This window comes from Rhizobacter sp. OV335 (genome assembly GCF_900142965.1).
Lineage (GTDB): Bacteria > Pseudomonadota > Gammaproteobacteria > Burkholderiales > Burkholderiaceae_C > Rhizobacter.
On sequence record NZ_FRCQ01000029.1, the window covers coordinates 79,177 to 104,123 of the forward strand.

General features: G+C 68.5%; 27 protein-coding genes. 16 read left to right on the top strand and 11 right to left on the bottom strand.

Translation table 11 applies throughout. From position 1 onward, the window contains the following. The first annotated feature begins 28 nt into the window (after positions 1-28). The 3 genes from BUE42_RS25070 (at position 29) to BUE42_RS25080 (ending at position 1,808) form a co-directional block, all read left to right on the top strand. Positions 29-919 (top strand): SDR family oxidoreductase, encoded by an 891-nt coding sequence (locus BUE42_RS25070; protein WP_073468020.1) that lies wholly within the window; start codon positions 29-31, stop codon positions 917-919. A 74-nt stretch (positions 920-993) separates the two neighbouring features. Then, entirely contained in the window at positions 994-1,221 is a 228-nt protein-coding gene (locus tag BUE42_RS25075; protein ID WP_073468021.1) for a hypothetical protein, read from the top strand. Then, complete coding sequence (locus tag BUE42_RS25080; protein WP_143171748.1) at positions 1,218-1,808, top strand: hypothetical protein; 591 nt, start codon at positions 1,218-1,220, stop codon at positions 1,806-1,808. The genes BUE42_RS25075 and BUE42_RS25080 overlap by 4 nt, the downstream gene beginning before the upstream one ends. 8 nt (positions 1,809-1,816) lie before the next feature. On the opposite strand, the gene BUE42_RS25085 is transcribed toward BUE42_RS25080, so the two are convergent. Continuing rightward, complete coding sequence (locus BUE42_RS25085) at positions 1,817-3,133, bottom strand: aspartate aminotransferase family protein (RefSeq protein WP_073468023.1); 1,317 nt, start codon at positions 3,131-3,133, stop codon at positions 1,817-1,819. A gap of 159 nt (positions 3,134-3,292) precedes the next feature. On the opposite strand from BUE42_RS25085, the gene BUE42_RS25090 reads away from it, so the two are divergent. From BUE42_RS25090 to BUE42_RS25105, 4 genes are read left to right on the top strand one after another with little or no spacing between them, the layout of a single operon-like run. Next, positions 3,293-3,937, top strand: a complete 645-nt coding sequence (locus tag BUE42_RS25090) for a hypothetical protein (protein WP_073468047.1) — start codon at positions 3,293-3,295, stop codon at positions 3,935-3,937. Further along, positions 3,934-4,803 (top strand): LysR family transcriptional regulator, encoded by an 870-nt coding sequence (locus BUE42_RS25095; protein WP_073468046.1) that lies wholly within the window; start codon positions 3,934-3,936, stop codon positions 4,801-4,803. Before BUE42_RS25090 ends, BUE42_RS25095 begins: the two co-directional genes overlap by 4 nt. Positions 4,804-4,855: 52 nt before the next feature. Then, positions 4,856-5,260 carry a GFA family protein gene (locus tag BUE42_RS25100; RefSeq protein ID WP_200799023.1) on the top strand — a complete coding sequence of 135 codons (405 nt, stop codon included), beginning with the start codon at positions 4,856-4,858 and terminating at the stop codon, positions 5,258-5,260. Beyond that, positions 5,257-5,757, top strand: a complete 501-nt coding sequence (locus tag BUE42_RS25105; protein ID WP_143171749.1) for a hypothetical protein — start codon at positions 5,257-5,259, stop codon at positions 5,755-5,757. Before BUE42_RS25100 ends, BUE42_RS25105 begins: the two co-directional genes overlap by 4 nt. 110 nt (positions 5,758-5,867) lie before the next feature. On the opposite strand, the gene BUE42_RS25110 is transcribed toward BUE42_RS25105, so the two are convergent. After that, positions 5,868-6,791 carry a hypothetical protein gene (locus BUE42_RS25110; RefSeq protein ID WP_073468025.1) on the bottom strand — a complete coding sequence of 308 codons (924 nt, stop codon included), beginning with the start codon at positions 6,789-6,791 and terminating at the stop codon, positions 5,868-5,870. Positions 6,792-6,969: 178 nt separating this feature from the next. After that, entirely contained in the window at positions 6,970-8,148 is a 1,179-nt protein-coding gene (locus BUE42_RS25115) for a Fic family protein (RefSeq protein ID WP_073468026.1), read from the bottom strand. A gap of 147 nt (positions 8,149-8,295) precedes the next feature. Here BUE42_RS25115 and BUE42_RS25120 point away from each other — a divergent pair, with 147 nt between their 5' ends. From BUE42_RS25120 to BUE42_RS25150, 7 genes are read left to right on the top strand one after another with little or no spacing between them, the layout of a single operon-like run. After that, positions 8,296-9,030: a DUF1028 domain-containing protein gene (locus BUE42_RS25120; protein WP_073468027.1), complete on the top strand. Its 735-nt coding sequence runs from the start codon at positions 8,296-8,298 to the stop codon at positions 9,028-9,030. Beyond that, positions 9,027-9,998, top strand: a complete 972-nt coding sequence (locus BUE42_RS25125) for an ABC transporter ATP-binding protein (protein WP_073468028.1) — start codon at positions 9,027-9,029, stop codon at positions 9,996-9,998. The genes BUE42_RS25120 and BUE42_RS25125 overlap by 4 nt, the downstream gene beginning before the upstream one ends. Positions 9,999-10,006: 8 nt before the next feature. Continuing rightward, positions 10,007-11,065, top strand: coding sequence for an ABC transporter ATP-binding protein (locus tag BUE42_RS25130; RefSeq protein ID WP_073468029.1), 1,059 nt, complete (start codon positions 10,007-10,009; stop codon positions 11,063-11,065). 22 nt (positions 11,066-11,087) lie between these two features. Further along, positions 11,088-12,602, top strand: coding sequence for an ABC transporter substrate-binding protein (locus BUE42_RS25135; RefSeq protein ID WP_073468050.1), 1,515 nt, complete (start codon positions 11,088-11,090; stop codon positions 12,600-12,602). A 7-nt stretch (positions 12,603-12,609) separates the two neighbouring features. After that, positions 12,610-13,551 (top strand): ABC transporter permease, encoded by a 942-nt coding sequence (locus BUE42_RS25140; RefSeq protein ID WP_073468030.1) that lies wholly within the window; start codon positions 12,610-12,612, stop codon positions 13,549-13,551. Positions 13,552-13,553: 2 nt separating this feature from the next. Continuing rightward, entirely contained in the window at positions 13,554-14,444 is an 891-nt protein-coding gene (locus tag BUE42_RS25145; RefSeq protein WP_083614546.1) for an ABC transporter permease, read from the top strand. Positions 14,445-14,456: 12 nt separating this feature from the next. Continuing rightward, the gene (locus BUE42_RS25150; RefSeq protein WP_073468031.1) at positions 14,457-16,076 is read left to right on the top strand and encodes a gamma-glutamyltransferase family protein; all 1,620 of its coding nucleotides are present in this window, start codon (positions 14,457-14,459) and stop codon (positions 16,074-16,076) included. Between the two features lie 7 nt (positions 16,077-16,083). Here the strand turns inward: BUE42_RS25150 and BUE42_RS25155 are convergent, their stop codons facing one another. From BUE42_RS25155 to BUE42_RS25180, 6 genes are all read right to left on the bottom strand, one after another. Further along, positions 16,084-17,394 (bottom strand): HipA domain-containing protein, encoded by a 1,311-nt coding sequence (locus BUE42_RS25155; protein WP_073468032.1) that lies wholly within the window; start codon positions 17,392-17,394, stop codon positions 16,084-16,086. A 201-nt stretch (positions 17,395-17,595) separates the two neighbouring features. Next, on the bottom strand, positions 17,596-17,655 hold the full coding sequence (locus BUE42_RS34325; protein ID WP_083614554.1) for a hypothetical protein: 60 nt from the start codon (positions 17,653-17,655) through the stop codon (positions 17,596-17,598). A 175-nt stretch (positions 17,656-17,830) separates the two neighbouring features. Continuing rightward, complete coding sequence (locus tag BUE42_RS25165) at positions 17,831-18,574, bottom strand: VWA domain-containing protein (protein ID WP_073468034.1); 744 nt, start codon at positions 18,572-18,574, stop codon at positions 17,831-17,833. Further along, on the bottom strand, positions 18,574-19,512 hold the full coding sequence (locus BUE42_RS25170; protein WP_073468035.1) for a hypothetical protein: 939 nt from the start codon (positions 19,510-19,512) through the stop codon (positions 18,574-18,576). The genes BUE42_RS25165 and BUE42_RS25170 overlap by 1 nt, the downstream gene beginning before the upstream one ends. 34 nt (positions 19,513-19,546) lie before the next feature. Next, on the bottom strand, positions 19,547-20,188 hold the full coding sequence (locus BUE42_RS25175) for a TerD family protein (RefSeq protein ID WP_073468036.1): 642 nt from the start codon (positions 20,186-20,188) through the stop codon (positions 19,547-19,549). A gap of 7 nt (positions 20,189-20,195) precedes the next feature. Next, positions 20,196-21,401 carry a hypothetical protein gene (locus BUE42_RS25180; protein ID WP_083614548.1) on the bottom strand — a complete coding sequence of 402 codons (1,206 nt, stop codon included), beginning with the start codon at positions 21,399-21,401 and terminating at the stop codon, positions 20,196-20,198. 125 nt (positions 21,402-21,526) lie between these two features. Between BUE42_RS25180 and BUE42_RS25185 the strand changes: the two genes are divergently transcribed. Further along, on the top strand, positions 21,527-21,931 hold the full coding sequence (locus tag BUE42_RS25185; protein WP_073468038.1) for a nuclear transport factor 2 family protein: 405 nt from the start codon (positions 21,527-21,529) through the stop codon (positions 21,929-21,931). A gap of 46 nt (positions 21,932-21,977) precedes the next feature. Then, complete coding sequence (locus BUE42_RS25190) at positions 21,978-22,220, top strand: glutaredoxin domain-containing protein (protein WP_073468039.1); 243 nt, start codon at positions 21,978-21,980, stop codon at positions 22,218-22,220. Between the two features lie 6 nt (positions 22,221-22,226). Here BUE42_RS25190 and BUE42_RS25195 read toward each other — a convergent pair whose 3' ends face one another. Then, positions 22,227-22,634, bottom strand: a complete 408-nt coding sequence (locus BUE42_RS25195; protein ID WP_083614550.1) for a DUF1801 domain-containing protein — start codon at positions 22,632-22,634, stop codon at positions 22,227-22,229. A gap of 90 nt (positions 22,635-22,724) precedes the next feature. Then, positions 22,725-24,947: di-heme oxidoreductase family protein (locus BUE42_RS25200; RefSeq protein WP_073468041.1), on the bottom strand; the 2,223-nt coding region annotated here is incomplete at its 5' end.

The window sequence follows — 24,947 nt, forward strand, 5'->3', positions numbered from 1 at the left end:
GTACGCCCTTCACCAATCGGGAGTCAGTATGCGTGTATTCGTGACGGGAGCCACCGGCTTCATCGGGTCGGCCATTGCGCGGGAGCTGCAGGCCACGGGGCACCAGGTGCTCGGGCTGGCGCGCAACGATGCGGCCGTCGCCAGCCTGGCGGCGATGGGCGTCGAGGCGCATCGCGGCGAGCTGTCGGACACCGACAGCCTGGCCGCTGCGGCGCGGGCCTGCGACGGCGTGATCCACATGGCGTTCATCCATGACTTCAGTGCGTACGCGGCGTCGGTCGAGACCGACCTGCGCGCGGTCGACGCGATGACCCGCGCGCTGGAGGGAACCGGCAAGCCGTTCATCGGGACCTGCGGCACGGCGCTGCTCGCGGGCGGGCGCGTCGGCACCGAAGCCGACGCGCCGACACCCGGCACCGCGGGCCACATGCGGGCCGCGTCGGAGGGCAAGGTGCTGGCCTCGGCGGCCAGCGGCGTGCGATCTGCCGTGGTGCGGCTGGCGCCCACCGTGCATGGTGCCGGCGACCACGGCTTCGTGCCGATGCTGATCGACATCGCGCGCCGCACCGGTGTCGCGGCGTACATCGGCGACGGCGCGAACCGCTGGCCGGCGGTGCACCGCTCTGACGCGGCGCGGCTGTATAGGCTCGCGCTGGAGGGCGCCGTGCCGGGATCTCGCCTGCATGGCGTCGCCGAGCAAGGCGTGCCGATGCGCGCGATCGCCGAAGCGATCGGTCGCGGCCTGGGCGTGCCGGTGCGCAGCCTCACGCTCGACGAAGCCCGCGCGCATTTCAGCTGGATGACCGGCTTCGTCGCGATGGACAACCCGTGCAGCAGCGAGATCACACGCAGCACGTTGGGATGGCAGCCGAGCGGGCCAGGGCTGCTGGCGGACCTGCGGGACGGGGGATACTTCTGACCGATCGATCCGCGGAGTTCCGTTGACCACTGCAGCCGTTTTCACCACGGCGGTCTCGATCGCGCGGTTCAGGCATGATCCGGCCCGCCGAAGCTGCAAGAGGTCGTCTCGCCGTGAAGAGAATCCGGGTCATACAGTTTGTCTTTTTCGCCATGGCCATGGCGCTGTACGTGGCGGACTGGAAAAGCGCTGGGGCCGGCTTCGGTCTGCTGGGCGTCGCGTTCGAAGTGGCCGCGTGGATCTCCTGCTTCGCAGAGAAGCGACCGCTGGTGCACGAGCACCGCGACGAGTCGAGCCGATGAACCGAACCGCACAGAGAAAGATCGCGCAAGGTCTCTACGTCGCCGTGAGCCTGTGCGTGGGGCTGTGGATCGGAACACGTCCGCACCTGGGGCTGGGCATCAAGATGGCGATGGCATTCGTGCTGCTGATCCCCGGGCGGATCAACAGCTTTCTCTACCGCGATCTCTACACGTCGTTGCGGGCCTTCAACCGCGAGGACCACGATGGAGCGCATGTGGCCGCGACCCGCTTCGTCGATGACCTTCGACGCCACCCGTGGAAGCAACGGGTGCGGCTTGGTTGGAGCGGGATCTATTCCAACGACCTCGCGTCGCTCGGCTTCAACAACATCGGTGCGGCGGATCTTCACTGTGGCCGAGCCGAAGCGGCCGAACGCGCGCTGCGCACCTCGATCGAGCACGATCCGCTGAACCCGTTGCCGTACTTCAACCTGGCCGTTCTTGAGAGTCTGCGCGACGCCCCGGACAAGTCCGATGAATTCAGGCGGCGGGCATTTGAATTGGGCTACAGCGGCAGCACCGGCGATGCGATCGTGCAGCAGGTGCATGCCATCTACGCTCGCCTGGAGGGGCGCAAGGCCGCCTGATGTCGCGCTCAGCGGCGAGCCGCCACCGCTCCCTCGATCGCCTTGTCCAGCAGCTCCAGCCCCAGGTCGATCTCGCCATCGCTCACCGTCAGCGGCGGCGCCACCCGGAACACCCCGCCCATCGCCGGCAGCTTGACGATGTTCATGCTGAGCCCGAGCTTCATGCACTCGCGCGTGATCGCTTCGCCGAGCTCGAAGGCCGGTTCCTTGCTGTCGCGGTTCTTGACCACCTCCAGCCCCAGCAGCAGCCCGCGCCCGCGCACGTCGCCGATGCATTCGTGCTTCGATTGCAGCCGCCGCAGCCCTTGCAGCAGCCGCTCGCCGGCGACGCGGGCGCGTTCGACGAGGCCGTCGCGCTCCACCACCTCCAGCACCTTCAGGCCGACCGCTGCCGGCAGCGGATCGGACACGTGCGTCGTGTAGAACAGGAAGCCCCGCGCATGGGCTTCTTCCTCGATCGCTGCGGTGGTCACCATGGCCGCCAGCGGCAGTCCGGCGCCGAGCGTCTTCGACAGCGTCAGGATGTCGGGCGCCACGCCGTCGCGCTCGCACGCGAACATCAGCCCGGTGCGGCCGACGCCGGTTTGCGCCTCGTCGAGGATCAGCAGCATGCCGCGCTCGACGCACTTCTGCTTCAGCGCCGCCATGTAGCCGGTCGGCAGCTCGAGGATGCCGCCGCTGCTGAGGATCGGCTCGGCGATGAACGCGGCCAGCGCACCGGTGGATTGGCGGTCGATCTGCTCGAAGCCGTCGTCGAGCTCGTGGCGCCAGTCGAGCGCGCCGTCCGACCCGGTGAAGCGCGGCCGGTACGCATTCGGTGCCGGGATCGCCATCGAGCCGACCGATGCCGGCCCGTAGCCCTTGCGCCCCGCGCTGTAGGTGGCCGATGCCGCCGCACCCGTCATGCCGTGCCACGACTGCGTGAAGCCGACCACCTCGTGCCCACCCGTCACCAGCTTGGCCATGCGCAACGCGGCCTCGTTCGATTCGGCGCCGGTGCTCAGCAGCAGGCAGCGTTCCAGCCCCGGCGGCGCGTGCTGCGCGATCTTCGCCGCGAGTGCGACGACCGGGCGCGACAGCATGCCGCTGAACAGGTGGTCGAGCGAATGGATCTGCTCGGTGACGACCGCCGCGATGTCCGGATGAGAATGGCCGAGTACCGCGCTCATCTGCCCCGACGTGAAATCGAGGATCGCCCGCCCGTCGGCGTCGTAGACGAAGCTGCCCTTCGCGCGCTCGATGATCAAGGGCTCGAAGCTGCCGCCATAGCGCACCAGGTGCCGGCGGGCCTGCTGCCAGAACTGCGGATCGTCGTTCCTGCTCATGATGTCGGTGCCTCGTGGTGGAGTTGTGGCACCTTACGCACCGGCACGCGCTTCGTGAAGCGAATAGTTTTGGAACGAGTTATCAGCGGCGCTCATGGCGGGCGGTTGCCGCAGCGCCGGCTACAGTTCGCGCATCAACTTCCATCGAGCGTGCTCCCCGTGCGTGTCCTGCTTGCCGCAATCTTCGTGTACGGCGCCATGCTCGGCGCGATCGGCTGGCTGAGTTCGGCCTACGGAGAAGGCCGATGGCCCGCATGGACCACGGCATTGGCCCCGCTCGTGGTGGTTGCGGCACTCGTGTCGGCGGCGGTGTTGTTCAACCGCTCCGGCTTCAGGCCGCGCTTTCGGCGCATCTCGCCGGACCAACGGGTTGCTGAACTCGAGGCAAAAGGTTTGCTGCTGCGACAGTCCTTCCAGGCGCGTCGGGCCTTTGCCGTCGAAGCGTACGAAGACGAGGGGCCCCACTACCTGATCGAGTTGACCGATGGCGGGCCGGCGGACGGGCGGGTTCTCTACCTGAACGGACAGTACCTGCACGATCACGAGCCCATCACCGACGATCCGTCGATGAACCAATCGAGAACGTTCCCGTGCACCGAGTTCGAGGTGCTGCGGCACCGGAAGGCCGGCTGCGTTCTGCAGATCCGATGCGGCGGGACGATGATCGAGCCCGAGCTGATCGCCTCGCGCCGCATCTGGGAGGAGTCCCGGATCGAGCGACATGAAGACGGAGACCTCATCGCCGACAAGACCTATGACACGCTGAAGCGCGAATGGACTTCTCGAGGCGTCGCCGCATCGTGAGCCAGTCACTCGACATCGACCTCTTGCGCAGCTTCGTCGCCATCGCCGAGACCGGCGTGCTGGGCCAGGCGGCCGCGCGCGTCGGGCGCACGCAGTCGGCGCTGAGCATGCAGATGCAGCGGCTGGAGGGCGTGGTCGAGCAGCCGCTGCTGTTCCGCACCGGGCGCGGCGTCACGCTCACCGCTGCCGGCGAACGGCTGCTGGCGCATGCGGCGCAACTGCTGCGCCTGCATGACGAGACGCTGGCCGAGTTGCGCGGCGAGCAGCTCTCGGGCGTGCTGCGCTTCGGCTGCCCGGACGACTATGCGGTGGTGTTCCTGCCGCACCTGTTGCGCGGCTTCGCGAGCCTGAACCCGCGCGTGCAGCTGGAGGTGGTGTGCGCGCCGACGCCGCGGCTGCGCGAGCTGCTGGCGCGGCATGCGATCGACCTGGCGCTGGTGTCGGTGATGGTGTCAGAGACAGGCCAGCCGGACGGCGCTGACGTGATTCGCCGCGAGCCGCTGGTGTGGGTCGGGCAGCGCGGCGGCCATGCCGCGTCGCTCGACCCGCTGCCGCTCGCGCTGGGCGCGCCGGATGGGTTCGATCACCAGGCGCCGCGGCAGGCGCTCGATGCCGCGGGCCGCGCGTACCGGCTCGCCTGCGCGAGCAGCAGCCTGGCCGGGCTGGTCGCGATGGCGCGCTCCGGCCAGGCCATCACGGTGCTCACGCAGACCGCCGTGCCCGACGACCTGCAGGTGCTGCCCGCCGATGCCGACCTGCCGGCGCTGCCGACGGTCGGCATCGCGCTGGCCTTCGACCGCGAGCAGCCGTCGGCGCTGGTGTCGGCCTTCGGCGCGCATGTGCGGCAGGCGCTGCCGCTGGCGTAACGCGGCAGCCGCGGCCGGCTACAGTTCCCTCTCCACCCTGACGGAGCCCACCTTGCACACCGGCACCTGCCTCTGCGGCACCATCCACTACGAGATTGCCGGCCCGATCGGCGCAGCCGTCTACTGCCACTGCTCGCGCTGCCGCAAGGCGAATGGCGCGGCGTTCGCGGTGACGGCGCCTGTCGCGACGAAAGACCTGCGCTTCGTCTCGGGCGAGGCTGCGCTGAAGAGCTTCAGCACACCCGAAGGGGTTCACCGCGTGTTCTGTGCCGAATGCGGCTCGCCGATCCTGAGCCGGCGCGATTCCGCGCCCGACATCGTCAGGCTCCGCGTCGGGACCTTGACCACGCCGTTGCCGCAGGCGCCTGCGGCGCACATCTTCGTCGGGTCGAAGGCCGAGTGGTTCGGCATCCACGATGGCCTGCCTCAGCATGCCGAGCGGCCCCTGTCGCCATGACACGAAAGCTTGCAGCGCTGCATCTTTCACTGGCGATGCTGATTGCGGGCAGTCCGGGCGTGGCGCCTGCGGCCGACCTCTTCGATGGACCGAATTGCGACCTGGTGGAACCCCCGGCGGAGGCCGGCGACGTCATCTCCCCCAAGGGCATTCATGGAACGATGTCCGGCCGCATCTTCCCTCGTCTCTCCAGCATGTCGCCCGACTACACCGGCTGCCAGGTGCTTTGGTCCGTCATCAACAACGGTGCGCGATATCGCTCGCTCATTGCGCTTCGCCATGGCCGCGTCGAAGCGGTCCGACCGAATCCGCCGGTGCCTCTGTGTGCATCGGGAGAGAAGACCATCGACACCGGATGCTCACCGCGACAGCGGGGGCTTCTGATCTCGTTTCCCGCAGGTTGCGCCAAACGGACGGTCGACCTGGGAGTCATTCCGGTCGATTGCATGAAAGAGTTTCGGCGCGAAGCTGCCATCTACGACTTGATGGAGGAATGACGCACGCGTCGAAGCGAAAGGAGAGGCGGCGACGGCCGCCGCCAACCGCGAGACCATCTCGCGGGACGGGCGCCGATCTCGCCCGTCCCGGCGCCTGATGCCTGATCTGATCAGGGGGTCGTGCTGCTCGCCGACGAAGCCGGCGGCGACGGCGGGGTCGGCGTCGGCTTGACCAGCGCGGTGGCCTGCCAGGTGCCGGTGTCGTCGGTCGCCGGACCGGCGAGCGTGCCTGCCAGGCTGCCGTCGGCCGCCAGCGTGCCGGTGCCGGTCAGCACCGTGCTGCCGGCCGTGAGCTTCAGCGTCAGGCTGCCGTCGGCCGCTTGCGTGCCGGTCACGTCGTAGACCGTCTTGCGACCGTGCTGCTTGCCGCCATGGCTGCCCCAGGGCGTGATGCTGCTCGCGTCGCCGCCGGCTGCCGTCACCTTCTCCTGGTAGCTCGTCACCAGCGCGGTGCTGTCGGTCTTGAACTGCTCGCTGCGGGTCTTCACCGCATCGATGAAGGTCTTGATCGCGGCACGCTGGGCCTCGTTCAGGCGGTGGCCGGCATCGGGCGTCGCGGCGGCTTCGAGCGCGGCCTTCAGCGTCGCCTGCAGGGCCTCGACGTCGGTCTTGTAGGCCGTCTTCAGCGCTTCCAGTGCGGTGGCGAATTCGGCTTGCAGCGCGATCACCGCATCGCTCGGCGTGGCGGTCAGCTTGCCGCCGATCAGCTTGCCGGTGAGGGCGGTCGTGCCGTCGTCCTGCGCGACGCTCTGCAGCACCAGCGTGCCGTCGAGCGCCTGGCCGGCATCGGTGCCGGCGGCGATCTTGGCCGCGAAGGTGTACAGCGCCGCCTCGACATGGCTGCCGTTGAAGCGGCTGCCTTCACCGGTGGTGGTCTTCACCGACAGGCCGGCCGCCGACTCGCTGACGGTGACCGATGCGGCGCTGGCGGATCCATCGTCCGTGCTCTTGTCGGCGCCGCCGCAACCGAAGAGCAGGGCGCTGGCCAGGGCCAGGGCGGACCATTTGAATGCGGGGGCGTATTTCGATGTCATGTTCGAACTCCTCTGATGGCGTTGTGGGTCTTGGGCAGCGCAATGTAGGAGGCCGATCGCACGCTGTCGCGGCTTCGTAAGCCGCTTCGGCCTGCACTTACCAAATGCGGCAGAAGCGGGCGAAGTGCTTACGCACTGCACCGAAATCACACGACTGTGTCGCCGCTGAAATGAACGGTCACCGTGCCGGTTCGGCCTGCGCGGTCTCGCCGCGGTGGGTCCATCCCGGCACGTTGACGAAGTAGCGCAGCGCCCGGCCCTGGCCCGTCGTCCACAACAGCCGCTGCCGCACCAGGTCGGCCAGGTCGCGGGTGGCGGTCGGCTTCGACGCGCTGGTGAGCCGGATGTATTTCTCGGCGTTCAGGCCATCGGCAAAGCCGCCGTCGCCGTCGTCGAGCAACCGCTGCAGCACCGTGCGCTGGCGTTCGTTGAGTTCGAGGCCGGACTGCCGCGACCAGAACCTCGCCTTCTCGATCGCACGATCGATCACCTGGCTCGAGCGCTCGCACGCCAGCGCGAACTGCTGCGCGAACCACAGCACCCACTCGGTCGCGTCGCCGTTGCCGCGCTGGGCGACGTTCAGCGCGTCGTAGTAGCCCTTGCGAGACGCGAGCAGTTGGCGCGACAGGCTGTACAGCCGCACCGGAACGCGGTGGTCTTGCGCGATCGCCATGTCGACGAGGGCGCGGCCGACGCGGCCGTTGCCGTCTTCGAACGGATGGATGGTCTCGAACCAGAGGTGGGCCAGCGCGGCACGCGCCAGCCCGTCGAGCGGAGGCAGGCGACCCGGCACCGGCGTGGTCTTCGCGAACCACGCGAGAAAGCGGTCCATCTCTTTCGCGACCCGGCGTGACGGCGGGGCGTCGTAGCTGACGACCTCGTGGCCGGCCGGGCCGGTCACGATCTGCATCGGCCCGGACCGAAAGCGGCCCACGGCCATGGGGCGGATGCCGCTCGCCCCGCCGGCAAACAGCGCCGACTGCCAGCGCTGCAGGCGCTCGCCGTCGAGCGGCGCCGCAAACCCGTTCATCGCATCGTCGAGCACCTCGACCAGGCCCTCGACATGGTGATCGCGCGGACCGGTCGCGTCCAGGCCGAGCTGGCGCATCACCGAGGACCGCACCGCGGCGAGGTCGAGGCGCTCGCCCTGGATGGCGGCGGTGGAGATCACTTCGTCTTCCATCAGTTCGCGCGCGACCTGGCCGTCGCGCTCGATGCCGATCGCCAGGGCCTTGCCTTCGACCACGCCCTGCAGGCGGCGGGCGTGCGCCAGCGCAGGCCCCACCCGCTGGTGGTCGAAGGTCAGCGCGGGCCAGCTCGGCCGCTGCCAGACATAGAAGCGCTTGGTGGAAACCATGAGCCGAATTCTAGGGGTCTCGGCTCAAATCATGAGCCGCAAACAGGGCGTGGCACACAGCTTGCAACCCTGTCGGTCTTCTGCCAGAGAACACAAATATGTCGTTGAGTTCATGTTTGCACGCGCTTCGCTGAAGCGCCTGCGGCGATGACCTGGTCCCTCATCGCGCGCGACGGCCAGGGGCGTTTCGGTGTCGCGATCGCGAGCCGCTTTCTCGCGGTCGGTGCGCTGTGCGTGCACACGCGGCGCGATGTCGGTGCGTTGTCGACCCAGGCCCTGATGAACCCGCTGTACGGTGCTGCGGGCCTGGCGCGGCTGTCCGACGGCCAATCGGCCGAGCACGCACTGCAGCAGCTGCTGGCCGGTGACGAGGGCCGCGCGCACCGCCAGGTTCACCTGATGCCCGCGACCGGCGCACCGGCCGCGCACACCGGCAGCCGGTGCATCGACTGGTGCGGCCACCAGCTGTTCGACGACTTCAGCGTGGCCGGCAACATGCTCGCCGGACCGCAGGTGATCGAGGCGACCGCGCAGGCGTATCGCGAATCCCATTCGCTGCCCTTCGCCGAACGCTTGCTGGTCGCGATGGAGGCCGGCGATGCGGCCGGCGGCGACAAGCGCGGCAAGCAGGCCGCTGCGCTGCGTGTGCACGCCGACGAAGACCACCCGCAGCTCGACCTGCGCGTCGACGACCACGCCGAACCGCTCGCCGAACTGCAGCGCCTCTACGCCAAGAGCCTGGAGCGCTACCAGCCCTTCATCGCCTGCCTGGCAGGCCGCCACGACCCGGTCGGGTTGACCGACCGCGCCGAGATCGAGGCGCGCATCGAGCGCTTCCGGTCCTCGCTGCAAGACAAGGCCTTGAAGGACACCACGCCATGACGGCCCTGCTCGAGGTGCGCCAGCTGCGCACCGTCTTCAAGACCGATGACGGCGAGTTCCCCGCGGTCGACGGCGTCAGCTTCGAGGTGCAGGCCGGCCGCACGCTGGCGATCGTCGGCGAATCGGGCTGCGGCAAGAGCGTGACCTCGCTGTCGATCATGGGCCTGGTGCCGTCGCCGCCGGGGCGCATCGACAGCGGCTCGATCCGCTTCGAAGGCCGCGAGCTGGTCGGCGCGCCGGCGCAGCAGATGCAGGACCTGCGCGGCAACGGCATCGCGATGATCTTCCAGGAGCCGATGTCGTCGCTGAACCCGGTGTTCACGATCGGCGAGCAGATCGTCGAAGGCCTGCTGCGCCATCGCCGCATCGGCCGCGCCGAGGCCCGTGAACACGCGCTCGCGATGCTGCGCAAGGTGCGCATCCCGGCGCCCGAGCAGCGCTTCCACGAGCACCCGCACCAGCTCTCGGGCGGCATGCGCCAGCGCGCGATGATCGCGATGGCGCTGGCCTGCGAGCCGCGGCTGCTGATCGCCGACGAGCCGACGACCGCGCTCGACGTGACGATCCAGGCGCAGATCCTCGCGCTGATGCGCTCGCTGCAGCAGGAGACCGGCACCGCCGTCATCCTGATCACGCACGACCTGGGCGTGGTCGCCGAGGTGGCCGACGAGGTGGTCGTGATGTATGCCGGGCGCATCGTCGAGCGCGCGCCGGTGCAAGCCTTGTTCGAGGCGCCGCAGCATCCGTACACGATCGGCCTGCTCGGCTCGGTGCCACGGCTCGACGGCGAACGCACGCGGCTCGCGTCGATCGATGGCCAGGTGCCGAGCCCGCTGCGGCGCCCGCCGGGCTGCGGCTTCGCCGACCGCTGCCCGTTCGTCGAGCCGCGCTGCCGCGAGGCGGCGCCCGAGTTGTACGAGCTGGCGCCGCGCCATGAAGCGGCATGCTGGAGGGCGCCCCTTCCATGACTGACACCATGAGCGATCCGTTGTTGAAGGTCGAGGGCCTGGTCAAGCACTTCCCGGTGCGCCGCGGGCTGTTCGGCCGCGCGAAGGGCGCGGTGCGCGCGGTCGATGGCGTCGACCTGGTGATCGAGCGCGGCGAGACGCTGGGCGTGGTCGGCGAATCCGGCTGCGGCAAGTCGACGCTCGGCCGGCTGGTGCTGCGGCTGATCGAGCCGAGCGCCGGTCGCGTGCGCTTCGACGGGCAAGACCTCGGCACGCTCGACGCCGCCGCGTTGCGCGCCCGGCGCCGCGCAATGCAGATCATCTTCCAGGACCCGTTCTCGTCGCTGAATCCGCGCATGACGGTCGGCCAGACGCTCGCCGAGCCGCTGATGCTGCACGGCCTGCACACCGGCCGGCACCGCGAGCGCGTGGCCGAGCTGCTGCACACCGTGGGGCTCGCGCCCGAGCATGCGCAGCGCTTTCCGCACGAGTTCTCCGGCGGGCAGCGCCAGCGCATCGGCATCGCGCGGGCGCTGGCGGTCGAGCCGCGGCTGATCGTCTGCGACGAAGCGGTGTCTGCCCTCGATGTGTCGGTGCAGGCGCAGGTGGTGAACCTGCTGCAGGACCTGCAGCGCCGCTTCGGCATCGCCTACCTGTTCATCGCGCACGACCTGGCGGTGGTCAAGCACATCGCGACGCGCGTCGCAGTGATGTACCTCGGCCGCGTGGTCGAGCTGGCCGACAAGCGCGCGCTGTTCGCGGCGCCGCGGCATCCGTACACGCAGGCGCTGCTGTCGGCGATTCCGGTGCCGGAACCGGGGCTGCAGCGCCAGCGCGTGCTGTTGGCCGGCGACGTGCCGAGTCCCGTCAACCCGCCCACCGGTTGCCATTTCCACACGCGTTGTGCGCATGCACGCGAGCGCTGTGCGCAGCAGACCCCGGTGCTGGAGCTGCACGACGGCCATGCGGTCGCCTGCCATTTCTGGCGCGAGCTGCCGGCACCGCCGCCGCTGAAGCCGGCGACCGCGACCACGCCCGCCAGCATCCGCCTCGCCCGCCTGCAGGCGGCTTTCGAACCCACCCCTTGATCTGTTGTTCCCGGAGTTCACGATGACGTCCCTGATGACCCGATGGATCCCCACGCTGCTGCTGGCGGCCGTGCCCTTGTTGACGCAGGCGCAGACGCTGCGCGTCGGCCTGGCCGAAGACCCCGACGTGCTCGATCCGTCGCTCTCGCGCAGCTTCGTCGGCCGCGTCGTGTTCAGCGCGCTGTGCGACAAGCTGTTCGATGTCGACGAGAAGCTCGCGATCCAGCCGCAGCTGGCCACCGGCTACGAATGGTCGGCCGACAGCAAGACGCTGACGCTGAAGCTGCGCCCCGGCGTCACCTTCCACGACGGCGAGAAGTTCGACGCCGCGGCCGTCAAGTTCAACATCGAGCGCCACAAGACGCTGCCCGGCTCGAACCGCCGCGGCGAGCTGGCACCGGTCGCCACCGTCGACGTGGTGGACCCGCTGACGGTGAAGCTGAACCTGTCGGCGCCGTTCTCGCCGCTGCTCGCGCAGCTGGCCGACCGCGCCGGCATGATGGTGTCGCCGAAGGCCGCTCAGGCGGCCGGCGACAAGTTCGGCACGAAGCCGGTGTGCGCCGGGCCGTTCAGGTTCGTCGAGCGCGTCGCGCAGGACCGCATGGTGTTCGAGCGCTACCCGCCCTACTGGAACAAGGACGTGATCCACTTCGACAAGATCGTCTACACGCCGATCCCCGACGCGACGGTGCGGCTGGCCAACCTGAAATCCGGCCAGCTCGATTTCATCGAGCGCGTCGCCTCCAGCGACATGGAGAAGCTGCAGTCCGACAAGAAGCTGAAGACCTCGCGCATCACCGAGATCGGCTACCAGGGCATCACGATCAACCTCGCGAAGAGCGAGAAGGCGAAGCAGAACCCGCTGGGGCGCGACGCCCGCGTGCGCGAAGCCTTCGAGCTGTCGCTCGACCGCCAGGGCATCGCGCAGGTGGTGATGGACAACGAGGCGACGGTGGGCAACCAGTGGGTCGCGCCGGGCAACGCCTGGTACGCGAAGAACGTGCCGGTGCCCAAGCGCGACATCCCGCGCGCGAAGGCCTTGCTGAAGGAAGCCGGCATTCCGAACCCGAGTTTCACGCTGGTGACGCCGACCACGTCGGACGCGCAGCGCCTGGCATTGGTGGTGCAGGCGATGACGCGCGAGGCCGGCTTCGACGTGAAGATCCAGGCCGCCGAGTTCGCGACCTCGCTGAACCTCGCCGACAAGGGCGACTTCGAGGCGCTGGTGCTCGCGTGGAGCGGCCGCGCCGATCCGGACGGCAACCTGTTCAGCTTCCACGGCTGCAAGCAGCCGCTGAACTACGCCGGGTATTGCGATGCCGAGACCGATGCGCTGCTGAACCAGTCGCGTGCGCTGCGCGACCCGGCCGAGCGCAAGAAGGTGTTCGAGCAGGTCGCCGCGCGCGTGCTGAAGGAGCGGCCGATCGTCTACCTGTACCACCGCAACTGGCTGTGGGCCTACAACGCGAAGCTCGGCGGCGTGCGCAACGTGCCCGACGGGCTGCTGCGCGTCAGCGGCCTGAAACTTACGCCGTGATGCACTGATGTTCGAGTACCTCGTCAAGCGCGTCGCGACGCTGCTGCCGACGCTGCTGTTCGTCTCGATGCTGATCTTCGGGCTGCAGCAGCTGCTGCCCGGCGACCCGGCCAAGATCCTGGCCGGCGAAGACCAGGATCCGACGGTGGTGGCCTACCTGCGCACCAAGCTGCACCTCGACGAGCCGCTGCCGCTGCGCTACGCCCACTGGGTCGGTGGCGTGCTGCAGGGCGACCTCGGCGAATCGGTGCGCAACCAGCAGCCGGTGACCGAGCTGATCCTGCAGAAGCTGCCGGTCACGGTGGAGCTGGCGCTGCTGGCGATGGCGATCGCGCTCGCGATCGGCATCCCGTCGGGCATCGTCTCGGCGGTGGGGCGCGGCACGGCCTGGGACTGGGCGGCCAACGCGTTCGCGCTGTGGGGCATCTCGACGCCGAACTTCTGGCTCGGCATCCTGATGATCCTGCTGTTCTCGGTGCAGCTCGGCTGGTTGCCGGCATCGGGCTACGTCAGCCCGTTCGAGGACCTGGGCGCCAACCTGGCCGCGATGATCATGCCGGCCTTCGTGCTCGGCAACGCGATCGCCGCGGTGCTGATGCGCCACACGCGCAGCGCGATGCTGCAGGTGATGTCGGCCGACTACGTGCGCACCGCGCGCGCCAAGGGCCTGAGCGAGCGCACCGTGGTGCTGAAGCACGCGCTGCGCAATGCGCTGACGCCGATCATCACGCTGGGCGCGCTGGAGCTGGGCACGCTGCTGTCGGGTGCGGTGCTGACCGAGCAGGTGTTCACGATCCCGGGCTTCGGCAAGCTGGTGGTCGATGCGGTGTTCAATCGCGACTACGCGGTGGTGCAGGGCGTGGTGCTCGTCACCGCGTCGGCGTACATGCTGCTCAACCTGCTGGCCGACCTGGCCTACTTTGCGGTCAACCCGCGACTGAGGCGCTGACGATGGCTGCCGTGCTTCCTGTTGCCCACACCAAGACCACCGCGCCGCGCTCCGAGGCCGGCCCGTGGCGTCGCGCGTGGCGCCGGCTGAAGCGCCGGCGCGGCGCACTGCTCGGCCTCGCGGTCGTGCTGCTCTTCATCGCGATGGCGGTGTTCGCGCCGTGGTTCGGGCTGCAGGACCCGGTTGCCACCAGCTGGAGCGCGATCCGCAAGGCGCCGAGCGCCGAGCACTGGTTCGGCACCGACGAGATCGGCCGCGATGTGCTGTCGCGCGTGGTGTGGGGCACGCGCGCGTCGCTGCTCGCCGGGCTGGTGTCGGTGAGCATCTCGCTGCTGCTGGGCGTGCCGATCGGGCTGGCGGCGGGCTTCCTCGGCGGGTTCGCCGATGCGCTGATCTCGCGCATCACCGATGCCTTCCTGGCCTGCCCGTTCCTGATCCTCGCGATCGCGCTGGCGGCCTTCCTGGGCCCGAGCCTCAGCAACGCGATGATCGCGATCGGGGTGTCGGCGACGCCGATCTTCGTGCGGCTCGCGCGGGCGCAGGTGCTGAACGTGAAGGTCGAGGACTACATCGAGGCGGCGCGCGCGGTCGGCAACCCGCCGCTGCGCATCGCGCTGCGGCACGTGCTGCCCAACATCACGCCGCCGGTGATCGTGCAGGCGACGCTGGCGATCGCGTCGGCGGTGATCGCCGAGGCAAGCCTGTCATTCCTCGGGCTCGGGCAGCAGCCGCCGGCGCCGAGCTGGGGCAGCATGCTGAACACTGCGAAGAACTATGTCGACTCGGCACCGTGGATGGCGATCTGGCCGGGGGTGTCGATCTTCCTGCTGGTGCTGTCTTTCAACCTGCTCGGCGACGGCCTGCGCGATGCGCTCGATCCGCGCCAGCGCTGACCCATTCACACCATGAACTTCGACTGGACGAATCCTTATCCCACCATCCGCAGCCCGCTGATGGCCCGCAACGTCGTCGCGACCTCGCAGGCGCTGGCCTCGCAGGCCGGGCTGCGCATGCTGCTGAAGGGCGGCAACGCGGTCGATGCGGCGATTGCCGCCGCGGCGGCGCTGACCATCGTCGAACCGGTGTCGAACGGCCTGGGAAGCGACAACTTCGCTATCCTGTGGGACGGCAAGGCGCTGCACGGGCTCAATTCATCGGGCGTGGCGCCGGCCGCGTGGAACCCCGGCTACTTCCGCCGCAAGTACGGCGAGGCCAACGGCCACAAGCTGCCGATGCGCGGCTGGGATGCCGTGACCACGCCGGGCGCGGTGGCGGGCTGGGTGGCGCTGTCGGAGCGCTTCGGCAAGCTGCCGTTCGCCGACCTGCTGGAGCCGGCCATCGAGCTGGCCGAGCGCGGCCATGGCGTGGGCCGCATCGTCTCCGACAAGTGGGGCCGCCAGGTGCCGGGCCTGAAAGACCAGCCCGGCTATGCCGAGGCCTTCATGCCGCGCGGGCGGGCGCCGGAGCCCGGCGAGCGCTTCGTGTTCGCGGCGGCGGGGGCCACGCTGCGGCAGATCGCGCTGACCAAGGGCGAGACGTTCTACCGCGGCGAGATCGCCGAGAAGCTGGTCGCGCATGCGAAGGCGCAGGGCGGCGCGATGGTGTTGTCCGACCTCGCGAATTTCCGGCCGGAGTGGGTCACGCCGATCGCCAAGGACTTTGCCGGCCACACGGTGCACGAGATCCCGCCGAACGGGCAGGGCATTGCCGCGCTGATGGCGCTGGGCATGCTGGAGCGGCTGGACCTCGGGCGCTTCCCGGTCGACAGCGTCGAATCGCAGCACCTGCAGATCGAGGCGATGAAGCTCGCGTTCGCCGACACCTACCGCTGGGTGGCCGACGAGCGCGCGATGACCGAGGTGACGGCGGCCGACCTGCTGAGCGACGGCTACCTGCGCGAGCGCGCGAAGCTGATCGACCCGAAGCGTGCGGCCGACCCGGCGCACGGCACGCCGCCTGCGGGCGGCACCATCTACCTGAGCGCTGCCGACGAGAGCGGGATGATGATCAGCTTCATCCAGTCCAACTACATGGGTTTCGGCAGTGGCGTCGTGGTGCCGGGCACCGGCGTGAGCCTGCAGAACCGCGGCCACGGCTTCACGCTCGACGAGGCGCATCCCAACGTGGTGGCGCCGGGCAAGCGGCCGTTCCAGACCATCATCCCCGGCTTCCTGACGCGCGACGGCCGGCCGCAGATGAGCTTCGGCGTGATGGGCGGCAACATGCAGCCGCAAGGCCATTTGCAGACGCTGGTGCGCATGCTGGTGCACCGCCAGCAGCCGCAGGCCGCGTGCGATGCGCCGCGCTGGAAGGTGGGCCACGGGCTGGCGGTGGATTTCGAATCGACGATGGCGCCGGCGCTGGTCGACGGGCTGAAGGCGCTCGGCCATCGGTTCGAGCCGACGCCGGATGCGTACATGGACTACGGCAGCGGGCAGTTCATCTGGAAGCTCAGCGACGACCTGGAGGACGGGTATGTCGCGGCCAGTGATTCGCGGCGGGATGGGCAGGCGGTGGGGTACTGAGCGAGGGTCATGCGCGCCGGGGCCTGACGCGCTTCAGCATGTCGTTCACCACGATGTGCCGGATCGCGCGCAGCACCAACCCTTCTTGCGCGCGATCGGCCGCTGTGAGTTTGGGCATCGTCGCGTTCTCGGCGTCGACCTCGGCGAGCAGCGTGTCGATTTCGGCGGGCAGCAGCTTCACCATCCTGTCGATCGTCCGGTCGCAAACGGCCGCGGGCATACCCAACGCATCGCCGGCCGAGTGAAGTGCCTTGCGATCGACGTCGCCGAACAGCGTGCACGAGCCCATCGCGTACATCAGCGGCACCGACGGCCAGATCGCCCGCTCATCGGCGAGTGCCTTCGCGTGGTAAACGCAAGTCGACAACAGATCGTAGTGGTCCGCCATCGCGATGCCCTCAGGGCTCACCGAGTACGACAGGTTCTTCAGGTGGTTGTCGTCGTTGCCGATGAGGACGTTGAACAGCAGCCAGTTGAACATCCGCGGTGCCGTCGCGATGCGGTTCGTGCAGGCACCCACCGCTTCGGCGAGGGATTCGAGCGACGCAGACGACTGCTTGAATGCCCTCGACTTGTTGAGCAGCTGGCAGGTGTCGATGATGTGGCTGCGTTGCGTGCGGCCCTGGGAATCGGCGTGCCTGTCGAAGCGTTGGACGAGGTACACCGGCTCGGGTGTGTAGAAGCGATGCACGGCGGGGACTGGCAGGCCCACGCGGGCGGCCAAGCGCATCACGACGTACTCGTTGATGACCGATGCCGCGTAGTCCGCGCTCGGATGGCTGGGCTTCAGGATGTGCGTCGACGGTTCGCTGCCGACCGGCTCGTACAGGACGCCATCGCGGTAGACGACGGCCAGCTTGTTCTGCGCGCCCGCCAGCGACATGCGCTTGGGTGCGCCCGCACTCAACGGAATGCGTTCGATGTTGCGGATGCGTTCGCGCAACGCGCCGTCCGGGAGCGCCTGCAAGCGACCGCTCGTGGTGGGAGGCGTGCCGGGAGGGAGCAGCACCAACGAGCCAGCTGATTCGGCGCCCAGGTATTCGAGCAGGGCGAACGCATCGTCGCCCTTCAGCTTTGCGGACTTCGTGAGCGTCTCTCGCAGTTTCTCCTCCGGCAACAGGTTGTCGAAGTACCACTGCACGGCGCGGTTGGACGCGCCGTCGAGGTGCTTGCGCTGGGCGCGGGGGAGGCCAGGGGCGAGGTCGAATGCGAGCGGATCGTTGGCCCAGTTCTCGGCGTACTCGAAGCTCCAGATGTCGTTCTCATCCGTGATGACGCCAACACGGGTGTCGTTGAGCCATGCAACGAGTTGACGCATGTGATCAGGCCTTCGGCTTGCGAGTGGCGCGGGGCTTCAACGGCCGCAGGCCACCCTGGGCATGGAGGGTTTCCAGGTGCTGGTGGGCCGAGGCGGGGATCTCGGCGCTCACCTCCACGCCGAGGTCCTGCAAGACCTTGAGCGCGAGGCCGATCTGCAGCGTCGGCTTGCCATGTTCCAGATCCGCGGCGAACTGTTTGCTCACGCCCGCCAAGCCGGCGAAGTCATCGATGCGCACGTTCGACACACGGCGCATCGCACGGACGACGAGCCCGAGGTCGGTCGGGGACGAAATCTTGACCTTCATCGGTAATTCCTGCGTTTGCAGGAATACTATAGAAAACTTGCTTAGGAAGGAAGCCCTTCCTACTTACGCAGGAATATCCGATTCTGGCTCGCACAGATGGCAATTAATTCCTGTGCTGGCAGGAATTTCCTATCCCTTCAGCCAGGCGATCAATTCTTCGTCGATCAACTGCTCATTCAGCTCTTCATCCGACTGCGCGACGAACTTGCGCAGGTTGTGGATGGCCTTGAAGCCGGTGTTGCCGAACTGGTCGCCGATGCGCTCCAGGAACGGAAAGGTCGAGCCCTGGTTCGAGATGCCGAGGAACAGGAAATAGACCTGGTCCTGGCGCTGCTCCGACTCGCGCAGCACGCGCATCGTGCGCTCCTTGTCGGCGTTGTCGCCGTCGGTCGCGACGATCACCAGCGAGCGCTTCTTCGCGACCGGGATCACCTCGTCCTTCTGCCCCATCAGCCGGCCGAAGAAGCCGGCCTTCTTCTCGATCGGGCCGGCCCAGCCGAAGTGCTTCAGCATGCGCTCCAGCAGGTGCGAGTAGTCGGTGCCGCCGTTCCAGCCGGGCACCTTCGCGATGATGTTGTTCGCGACGTAGCCGTCGTAGTTGCGCGCATCGACCGAGCCCACTTCGTGCACGCCGGCCGCGCCCGACGAGAACGTGAAGACGTCGACCTTCTTGTCCGGGTCGAACGCCAGGCCCCACGGCACCAGCCGCGTCAGCAGCCGGTCGGTGATGCCGGCGCGATGCTCGTCCTCGAACGAGCCGGAGACGTCGAGGCCGAAGCCAACCTCCAGCGCCGGGGGCTTGGCGATGCCGGCCTTCTCCAGGCTCAGCACCAGCGTGCGGGCAGACTTCTCGAGGTTCAGGGTCAGGGCCATCAGAGGGCTCGCTTCAGGGTTTGCAGGATGTCGGTGAGTTTCTCGGCCGCGAGGAAACGCTGCGTCTCGCTCGGGCGCGAGGCCAGCCGGGCCAGTTGGGCGTGGACCGCGGGCAGCTTCAGCAGCACGCCGTCCTGCACCCAGGTCATCAGTTCTTGCAGTCGGCTCGCGTCCTGCTCCAGGTGCAGGCGGTGCTCCTGCAGCATGGCCTGCGATCCGGTCAGCGACGTGAGCCGTGCGAGCAGCAGGCCGCCCGCCTCGGGGCCGACCTGGTCCAACAGGTACTCGGCGGCCAGTGCGCTGGCCTCGAGCCGCTGCGCGCAGGCCAGCACCGGCTGCTGGAGCTGGCCGAGCGCCTGCAACTGATCGGAGAGCGCCGCCTTCGAGGCGCCGAGCAGCGATTCGAGCTGCACGACCTCGGCCTCATGCCCGGCCCACACGGCCGCGGCCGGCCTGCGGAAGAAGCCGCCATCGAGCGCTTCGAGCACGTCGGACAGCAGCTCCTGCAGCCGGCGCAGGTGCTGCGGCACGCTGCGCGTGGTGGCTTCTTGCGCCACTTGCAGGCGTTGCCGGATCAGGGCCGCGAGCTCTTCCTGCTCGGCCATGCCGAAGCGCAGCCAGCCGGCTGCATCGACGCTTTGCACGTGCACGCCGGCCAGTACGCCTTGCGTGCGTTGCAGCGCCGCGGCGTCGGCCTGCGGGAAGCGGCGCGCCAGCGCGGGCAGCGCCACTTCGACCGGCTTGCGCTGCACGCCGGGCAGCGCGGACGCGGTGAACGAGGGGGGCGTCGTGGCCGCAAGAGGCGACGTGGACGGCATCGCGGTGGCCGGCAGCGTCGCGCCCGGCAGCACTGTCGGCCTGACGCGCGCCGCGGGCCTGGATTCGGCACCGGGCTCAGGCTCGGGCGCGCCGCCGATCACGGTGACCTTGATGTTCATGCGCTGCGCCGGTCGCGGACCATCGAGACGAGCATCAGGAGAAGTGGCCCAGCACCTGGTTGAAGTCGTTGTTGAAGCCGACCCCGACGCCGACGAAGGACGAGCCCGAGGCCTCGACCATGATCGAGCCCATCTGCACGCCGACGAACTCGCCGAACTGGTCCGACAGGCTGACGTTCAGCAGCTCCTTGCCGAGCGCGTTCTCGACGACGACACGCGCGTTCTTCACGGTGCGGAACGAGCGGCCGGAACCTTGCGGGTGGATCATCGCGACCAGCGGGATCTCAATGACGCCGGCCGCCGGCGGGGCCAGGCGATCGGGCTGGATCGACACCCACTCGTCGTCGCCGGCGGCCAGGCCGTCGGTTGCATCGGGGCTGTGCACCAGCGCGCCGCCGTGCACCGAGAAGGTCTTGTCGGCATTCAGCGGCAGCGTGCCGGTGGCCTGGCCGCGGATCGTGCGCTGCACGTTGTAGGTCGACAGGATGTCGCCGAAGTCGGACACCTTCGCGCCGCCGCCGGTGTTCACCGCCACCAGCGCATGCAGGTCGATGTCGGTGTCGCCGTCCCAGGCCAGCCGCACCCGGAAGCGCTCGCCCTTGTCGAGCGACAGCGACAGCTTCGGGGCGGCATCGCCGGGCTTGGTCAGGTTCAGTTTGAGCGAAGGCGTGGTCATGGGCGTCTCAGCGGAGGGAGGTGTAGGTCTGGGCCGCGACGGTGGCGGCGGGGTTCATGCTCTTGCCGAGGGCCAGCATGTCTTCGCGGGCCTGGGCCATCAGCGCACGGGCTTCGTCGAACTTGCGCTGGTTGGTGTCGCGCGCGGCGTCGACCAGCGCGACCAGGCTCTGCGTGTCGGCCACCACCGATTGGAGCTGCTGCGCCTGCGCGAGGCGGTTGTCGCCGGGCGCGGTGGCGGCTGTCTCGACGACGTCCTTCATCAGCATGCCGCGCACCTTGTTCAGGTTGCTGTCGAGGTCGGCGCCCTGCTGCGCCAGGCGCTGCAGGTCCTGCACCATGCGTGCGCCGTGGATCGTCAGCAGCGTCATCTTGATGCTCGCGAAGCGCGAGGCCATCGTCGTCGCCAGCTCCTGCAGCGTCGCGACACCGGCGTTCTGCAGCTGGCGGATCACGAGCTGGTCGGCCGGCAGCTTGGTCAGCGTGCCTTCAACGGCCAGCGCGCGCGATTCGAGCGACTGCAGCTTGTCTCGCACGTCGTGGCGGCGCTGCGGGTCAGCGGCGAGTTCGGGCTCCATCGCGGCGACCTCGGTGCGCGCCTTGGCCAGCACGCTGTTCAGGAAGGCCGCGTCTTCCGCGAACGCCACGAAGCTCTTGCGGTACTCGGCCTTCACGGTGTCGAGGTGGCGCAGCTCCTCGTTGAGGCGGGTCATCTCGGCGCGCAGCTTGGTCTCCATGCCGCCGATCAGCTCGGACAGCGCCTTCGACCGGCCCGAGGCGATGCGCGCCGCCTCTTCATAGGCGCGGTTGGCCGCCTGGCGCAGCGATTTCGGGTTGAAGAGACCGAGGAGGCGCGCCAGCAGCGACGGGCGGGCGTTCAGGATGCGGTTGGCCAGTTCGGGCAGGTTCTCGTCCTGCACCTGCTGGTTCAGCGACGCGACCAGCGTGAACAGCTGCGGCGAGGTGGTCTTGTCGATGCGCGACAGGAAACCGTCGAGCGTGCGGTTCAGCGCCAGTTCGGGTTCCAGGCCCAGCGACGCGATGTCGTGCTGCGAGATCTCGGCGAACCGGAAGGCGTCGACCCGGGCGAGCAGGCTGTCGTTCTGCTGCGGCGTCAGCGCCAGCGGGAAGTTCTGCGGCAGGCTCAGCGTCAACGACGACTGCGTGGTGGACGCGGAGGGCACGGTGGCCACGATGGCGTTGGGGTCGGTCATGGGCGCCATTCTCATACAAGCGCTGCGGATGTAGGAGCACCCCTACGGGGGAACGCCGTCTTCTCCGATGTCCCTGGCGCGCAGGAGTCGCAGGATGGCAGTCCTGTTCTTGAAAGGAGTCCCAGATGCCGACACCGCAAAAGACACTCATCGACCTCGAGAAGAAGTTCTGGCAATCGATGGTGAACCAGGACACTGACACTGCGCTGGAGATGCTCAGCGAACCGTCATTGATGGTCAGCTCGCACGGCGCGATGAAGTTCGACCATGCGTCCTACCGCAAGATGGCGGAGCAGGGCAACATGGTGGTGACCTCGTTCGAGCTGAGCGACGTGGAGGTGGTGTTCCCGAACGACGCGACCGCCATCGTGACCTACCACGTCAAGCAGGCCGTTGCCCCGCGCGGCGACGGCAAGAAGGCCACCCAGCAGGAAATGAACGACAGTTCGACCTGGGTGAAGAACGGCAAGGGCTGGCAGTGCGTGATGCACACCGAAACGCCGGCCGAGGCCGCGCCGACGAAGCACTGAGGGGCGTGCGCAGCGGGCGATGGAGGGCGCCCGTAAACTGCGGCGCATGAACCTGAACATCGTCGTTTATTCGAAATCGGCCTGCCCGCAATGCGACTCGGCCAAGATGCTGCTGACCTCCCGGGCCCTCGCGTTCGAGGAGATCCGCATCGATGACGAGGCCGAGCGCTTGGCGTTCTTCGAGAAGTGCGGGCCGTCGGTGCGCCAGATGCCGCAGGTCTTCATCAACGACCAGCGCGTCGGCGGGCTGGCCGGGCTGCAGGCGGCGTTGGTGCAGCTTGGGCGGTGAGCGGCCTCACATCCGCTCTCCCGGCAACCGGCTCGCCTGCTCGACCCACGCGATGAACTGCGCCTCGTCCAGCGGCTCGTCCTCGCGGATGTGCAGGTAGCGCGTCTCCTTGCTCTTCGACTCGACCGGCGGCACGGGCTCAAGGAGCGCCCCGCGGAAGAACGCCACCTTCACGTAGTTCGTGAACACGTGGAAGCTGAGGAACCAGCCCTGGCCCTCGATGCCATAGAGCGGTGAGTTCCATTTGACCGCCTTGTGCACGGCGGGCACGGTGCGCACCACCAGCTCGTCGATGCGTCGCCCCACATCGCTCTTCCACCCCGGCATCGCGGCGATGAAGGCCTGCACGGGTGCATTGCCTTCTCCCTTCGGAATCTGCGGATTGCCGCCGGCCAGCAGGACAGGTGCGTTCATGACCGTGAACCTTACCGGAATAAAAAAAGCCGCCCCGAAGGGCGGCTTTCTTGCGGTGCCGGGCCGAACAGGCCCCGGCAGCAGCGTGCGTTACAGCGAACCCAGGAAGGCCAGCAGGGCTTCCCGATCGGCCTTGCTCAGCGCGATGAAGCGGTCGCGGCTGGCTGCTCCTTCACCACCGTGCCACACGATGGCTTCGGTCAGGTTGCGAGCGCGGCTGTCGTGCATGTAGCCGACCTTCGCGGTCTTGCCCGCGACCATCTCGGTGTAGCCGATGCCCCACAGGGGCGACGTGCGCCACATGTTGCCGGTGGCCAGGCCTTCGGTCAGGCCGTCGCCCAGGTCGGAGCCCATGTCATGCAGCAGCATGTCGGTGTAGGGCTTGATCTTCTGGTCGCGCACTTCCTGGAACTCGCTGGTGGAGCCGGTCGTCATGGACTGCACGTGGCAGCTCTGGCACTTGAGGGTGTTGAACACCGTCTCGCCGGCGGAAACCTTCTTCTCGTCCGGGCTCAGCGCGGCCAGCGGCGTCACACCCTTCGGGTAGCCGCTCGCGTAGCTGCGTTGCGCCGGCACGGCCAGCAGGGCCACGTAACGCTCCAGCAGCTTCAGCGCGTCTTCCGACAGGCCGGTGTCGACACGGTTCGCGGTGGTGCACTTCGCCGGACCGTACAGGCAGTCGCGGTTCGGGAACACCGGCGACGTGACCGACATGTCGAGCAGCGCGGCGGCCGAGGCCTGGTGGCGCAGGCTGACCTTCGATGCCTTCCAGCCATAGCGGCCCAGGCGCACCTTGTTGGTTTCCGGGTCGTACGCGAAGTTCGCGACACCCATGACGCCGTCGGCATCCGGGGTGCTCTTGGCACGCGCAATGATGTCGGCATCCGGGATCGCCTCGAGCAGGCCCATGCCGATCACCGGCTGCGCGGTGCGCACCGAGAACACGGCCGGCGTCGGGCCGTCGAACGAGATCGTCGGCTTGCTCAGCTCCACCGAGCTGCCGTCGGCCAGCTTCACGGTCTTCAGCTCGAAGCCCGAGACGTGCACGCCGGTGCCCCAGTCACGCCGGACGCCGTCGGTGGACGCCTTCGCGTTCATCTGCGCGCCCAGGCCGTACATCGGGTGCGGCAGCTGCTGTCCGTTGGCATCGATCGCGGCGGTGCGCACCGCCATCGTGTCCAGCTTCTGGTTGACCACGCTCGGTGCCAGGCTGCGGCCGTTGTTGATGTGGCAACCGAAGCAGGTCGACTGGTTGAACATCGGACCTTGCAGGCCCACGGCCGGATCGTTGCGGTCGTTGCCGTTCTCGGTGTGCTCGCCGGTCTGCATGTTGGTGTGGAACCAACGGCGACCTTCCACGAAGCGCTGCATGTTCTGCATGCCGATGTGGTTGTGCGGCTGCTGGAACATCAGCGGGCTGTTGTCCGAGTAGTCGTACGAGGTCGATCCGATGCCGCCTTGCAGCGCCGATTCCGGGATCGGCGCGTTCATCAGGCGCGGCTGCACGCCGTACCAGGGACGCAGGCCCACGCCCATCACGTAGGTGACTTCGTTGGTGTAGTAGCGGAAGTTGCCGCTGTCCTTGATGGCGTCCATCGCCGCGCGCGACGAGAAGAACGAGCCGGTGAACTCCATCACGTCGCCGGATTTCAGCGCGCGGCCGTCGACGTGCGGGCCGTTCGGCACCATCACGCCGTTGGCGTCCGCCACGAGCGAGTTGTAGCCGGGGTACTCGCTGAGCACCACGCTGCAACCGTCGTTGGCGCCGAAGACGCCGGGGTAGCCGTTGGTCGTCTTCAGCAGCGCGGTCTGCGGCGGCTTCGGCACGACCGGGCACGAGGTCTTGTCGGCGAAGCCGTCGGTGTAGGTCGTGTCGTCCAGCAGGTCGCCCGGCGACATCCAGCCGTAGTCGGTGACGCCGGCGTTGTCGAAGCGGCGGAAGAACGAATGGCCGCCGCCGCGTTGTGCTTCCTGGAAGTACTGGTTGACGACCAACGTCGGCTTGGTGACGCCTGCCACCTTGCTGTTGTCGATGAACTCGGTGCCCCAGGTGCGGTTCTTGAAGTAGTTGGCGACGAAGTTCAGGTAGACGCCGCCGCCTTTGTCCTGCGGGTTGCCGTTGGCATCGACGGTGTCGTTCGGGCCGTAGCCGACTTCATTCCAGGCCTCGCCGCGCTCGCGGGCGTGGCGCGGGCGACCGACGAAACCGAAGCGGGTGACCAGCGTGCCGTCCGGCAGCGAGAACTGGATGGTGTCGATCGGTGGCTGCTGGGCGGCCGCCGGAATCAGGTTGCTGCCGTTGGCCGGGTGCGG

Bases quoted from the DNA above. Each gene is read 5' to 3' on its own strand.
- BUE42_RS25080 (WP_143171748.1), top strand. From the start codon at position 1,218: ATGAACCGAACCGCACAGAGAAAGATCGCGCAAGGTCTCTACGTCGCC.
- BUE42_RS25140 (WP_073468030.1), top strand. From the start codon at position 12,610: ATGTTCGAGTACCTCGTCAAGCGCGTCGCGACGCTGCTGCCGACGCTG.
- BUE42_RS25130 (WP_073468029.1), top strand. From the start codon at position 10,007: ATGAGCGATCCGTTGTTGAAGGTCGAGGGCCTGGTCAAGCACTTCCCG.
- BUE42_RS25185 (WP_073468038.1), top strand. From the start codon at position 21,527: ATGCCGACACCGCAAAAGACACTCATCGACCTCGAGAAGAAGTTCTGG.
- BUE42_RS25170 (WP_073468035.1), bottom strand. From the start codon at position 19,512: ATGAACATCAAGGTCACCGTGATCGGCGGCGCGCCCGAGCCTGAGCCC.
- BUE42_RS25125 (WP_073468028.1), top strand. From the start codon at position 9,027: ATGACGGCCCTGCTCGAGGTGCGCCAGCTGCGCACCGTCTTCAAGACC.
- BUE42_RS25165 (WP_073468034.1), bottom strand. From the start codon at position 18,574: ATGGCCCTGACCCTGAACCTCGAGAAGTCTGCCCGCACGCTGGTGCTG.
- BUE42_RS25070 (WP_073468020.1), top strand. From the start codon at position 29: ATGCGTGTATTCGTGACGGGAGCCACCGGCTTCATCGGGTCGGCCATT.
- BUE42_RS25085 (WP_073468023.1), bottom strand. From the start codon at position 3,133: ATGAGCAGGAACGACGATCCGCAGTTCTGGCAGCAGGCCCGCCGGCAC.
- BUE42_RS25180 (WP_083614548.1), bottom strand. From the start codon at position 21,401: ATGACCGACCCCAACGCCATCGTGGCCACCGTGCCCTCCGCGTCCACC.
- BUE42_RS25105 (WP_143171749.1), top strand. From the start codon at position 5,257: ATGACACGAAAGCTTGCAGCGCTGCATCTTTCACTGGCGATGCTGATT.
- BUE42_RS25120 (WP_073468027.1), top strand. From the start codon at position 8,296: ATGACCTGGTCCCTCATCGCGCGCGACGGCCAGGGGCGTTTCGGTGTC.
- BUE42_RS25115 (WP_073468026.1), bottom strand. From the start codon at position 8,148: ATGGTTTCCACCAAGCGCTTCTATGTCTGGCAGCGGCCGAGCTGGCCC.
- BUE42_RS25150 (WP_073468031.1), top strand. From the start codon at position 14,457: ATGAACTTCGACTGGACGAATCCTTATCCCACCATCCGCAGCCCGCTG.
- BUE42_RS25195 (WP_083614550.1), bottom strand. From the start codon at position 22,634: ATGAACGCACCTGTCCTGCTGGCCGGCGGCAATCCGCAGATTCCGAAG.
- BUE42_RS25175 (WP_073468036.1), bottom strand. From the start codon at position 20,188: ATGACCACGCCTTCGCTCAAACTGAACCTGACCAAGCCCGGCGATGCC.
- BUE42_RS25190 (WP_073468039.1), top strand. From the start codon at position 21,978: ATGAACCTGAACATCGTCGTTTATTCGAAATCGGCCTGCCCGCAATGC.
- BUE42_RS25145 (WP_083614546.1), top strand. From the start codon at position 13,554: ATGGCTGCCGTGCTTCCTGTTGCCCACACCAAGACCACCGCGCCGCGC.
- BUE42_RS25155 (WP_073468032.1), bottom strand. From the start codon at position 17,394: ATGCGTCAACTCGTTGCATGGCTCAACGACACCCGTGTTGGCGTCATC.
- BUE42_RS25135 (WP_073468050.1), top strand. From the start codon at position 11,088: ATGACGTCCCTGATGACCCGATGGATCCCCACGCTGCTGCTGGCGGCC.
- BUE42_RS25075 (WP_073468021.1), top strand. From the start codon at position 994: ATGATCCGGCCCGCCGAAGCTGCAAGAGGTCGTCTCGCCGTGAAGAGA.
- BUE42_RS25110 (WP_073468025.1), bottom strand. From the start codon at position 6,791: ATGACATCGAAATACGCCCCCGCATTCAAATGGTCCGCCCTGGCCCTG.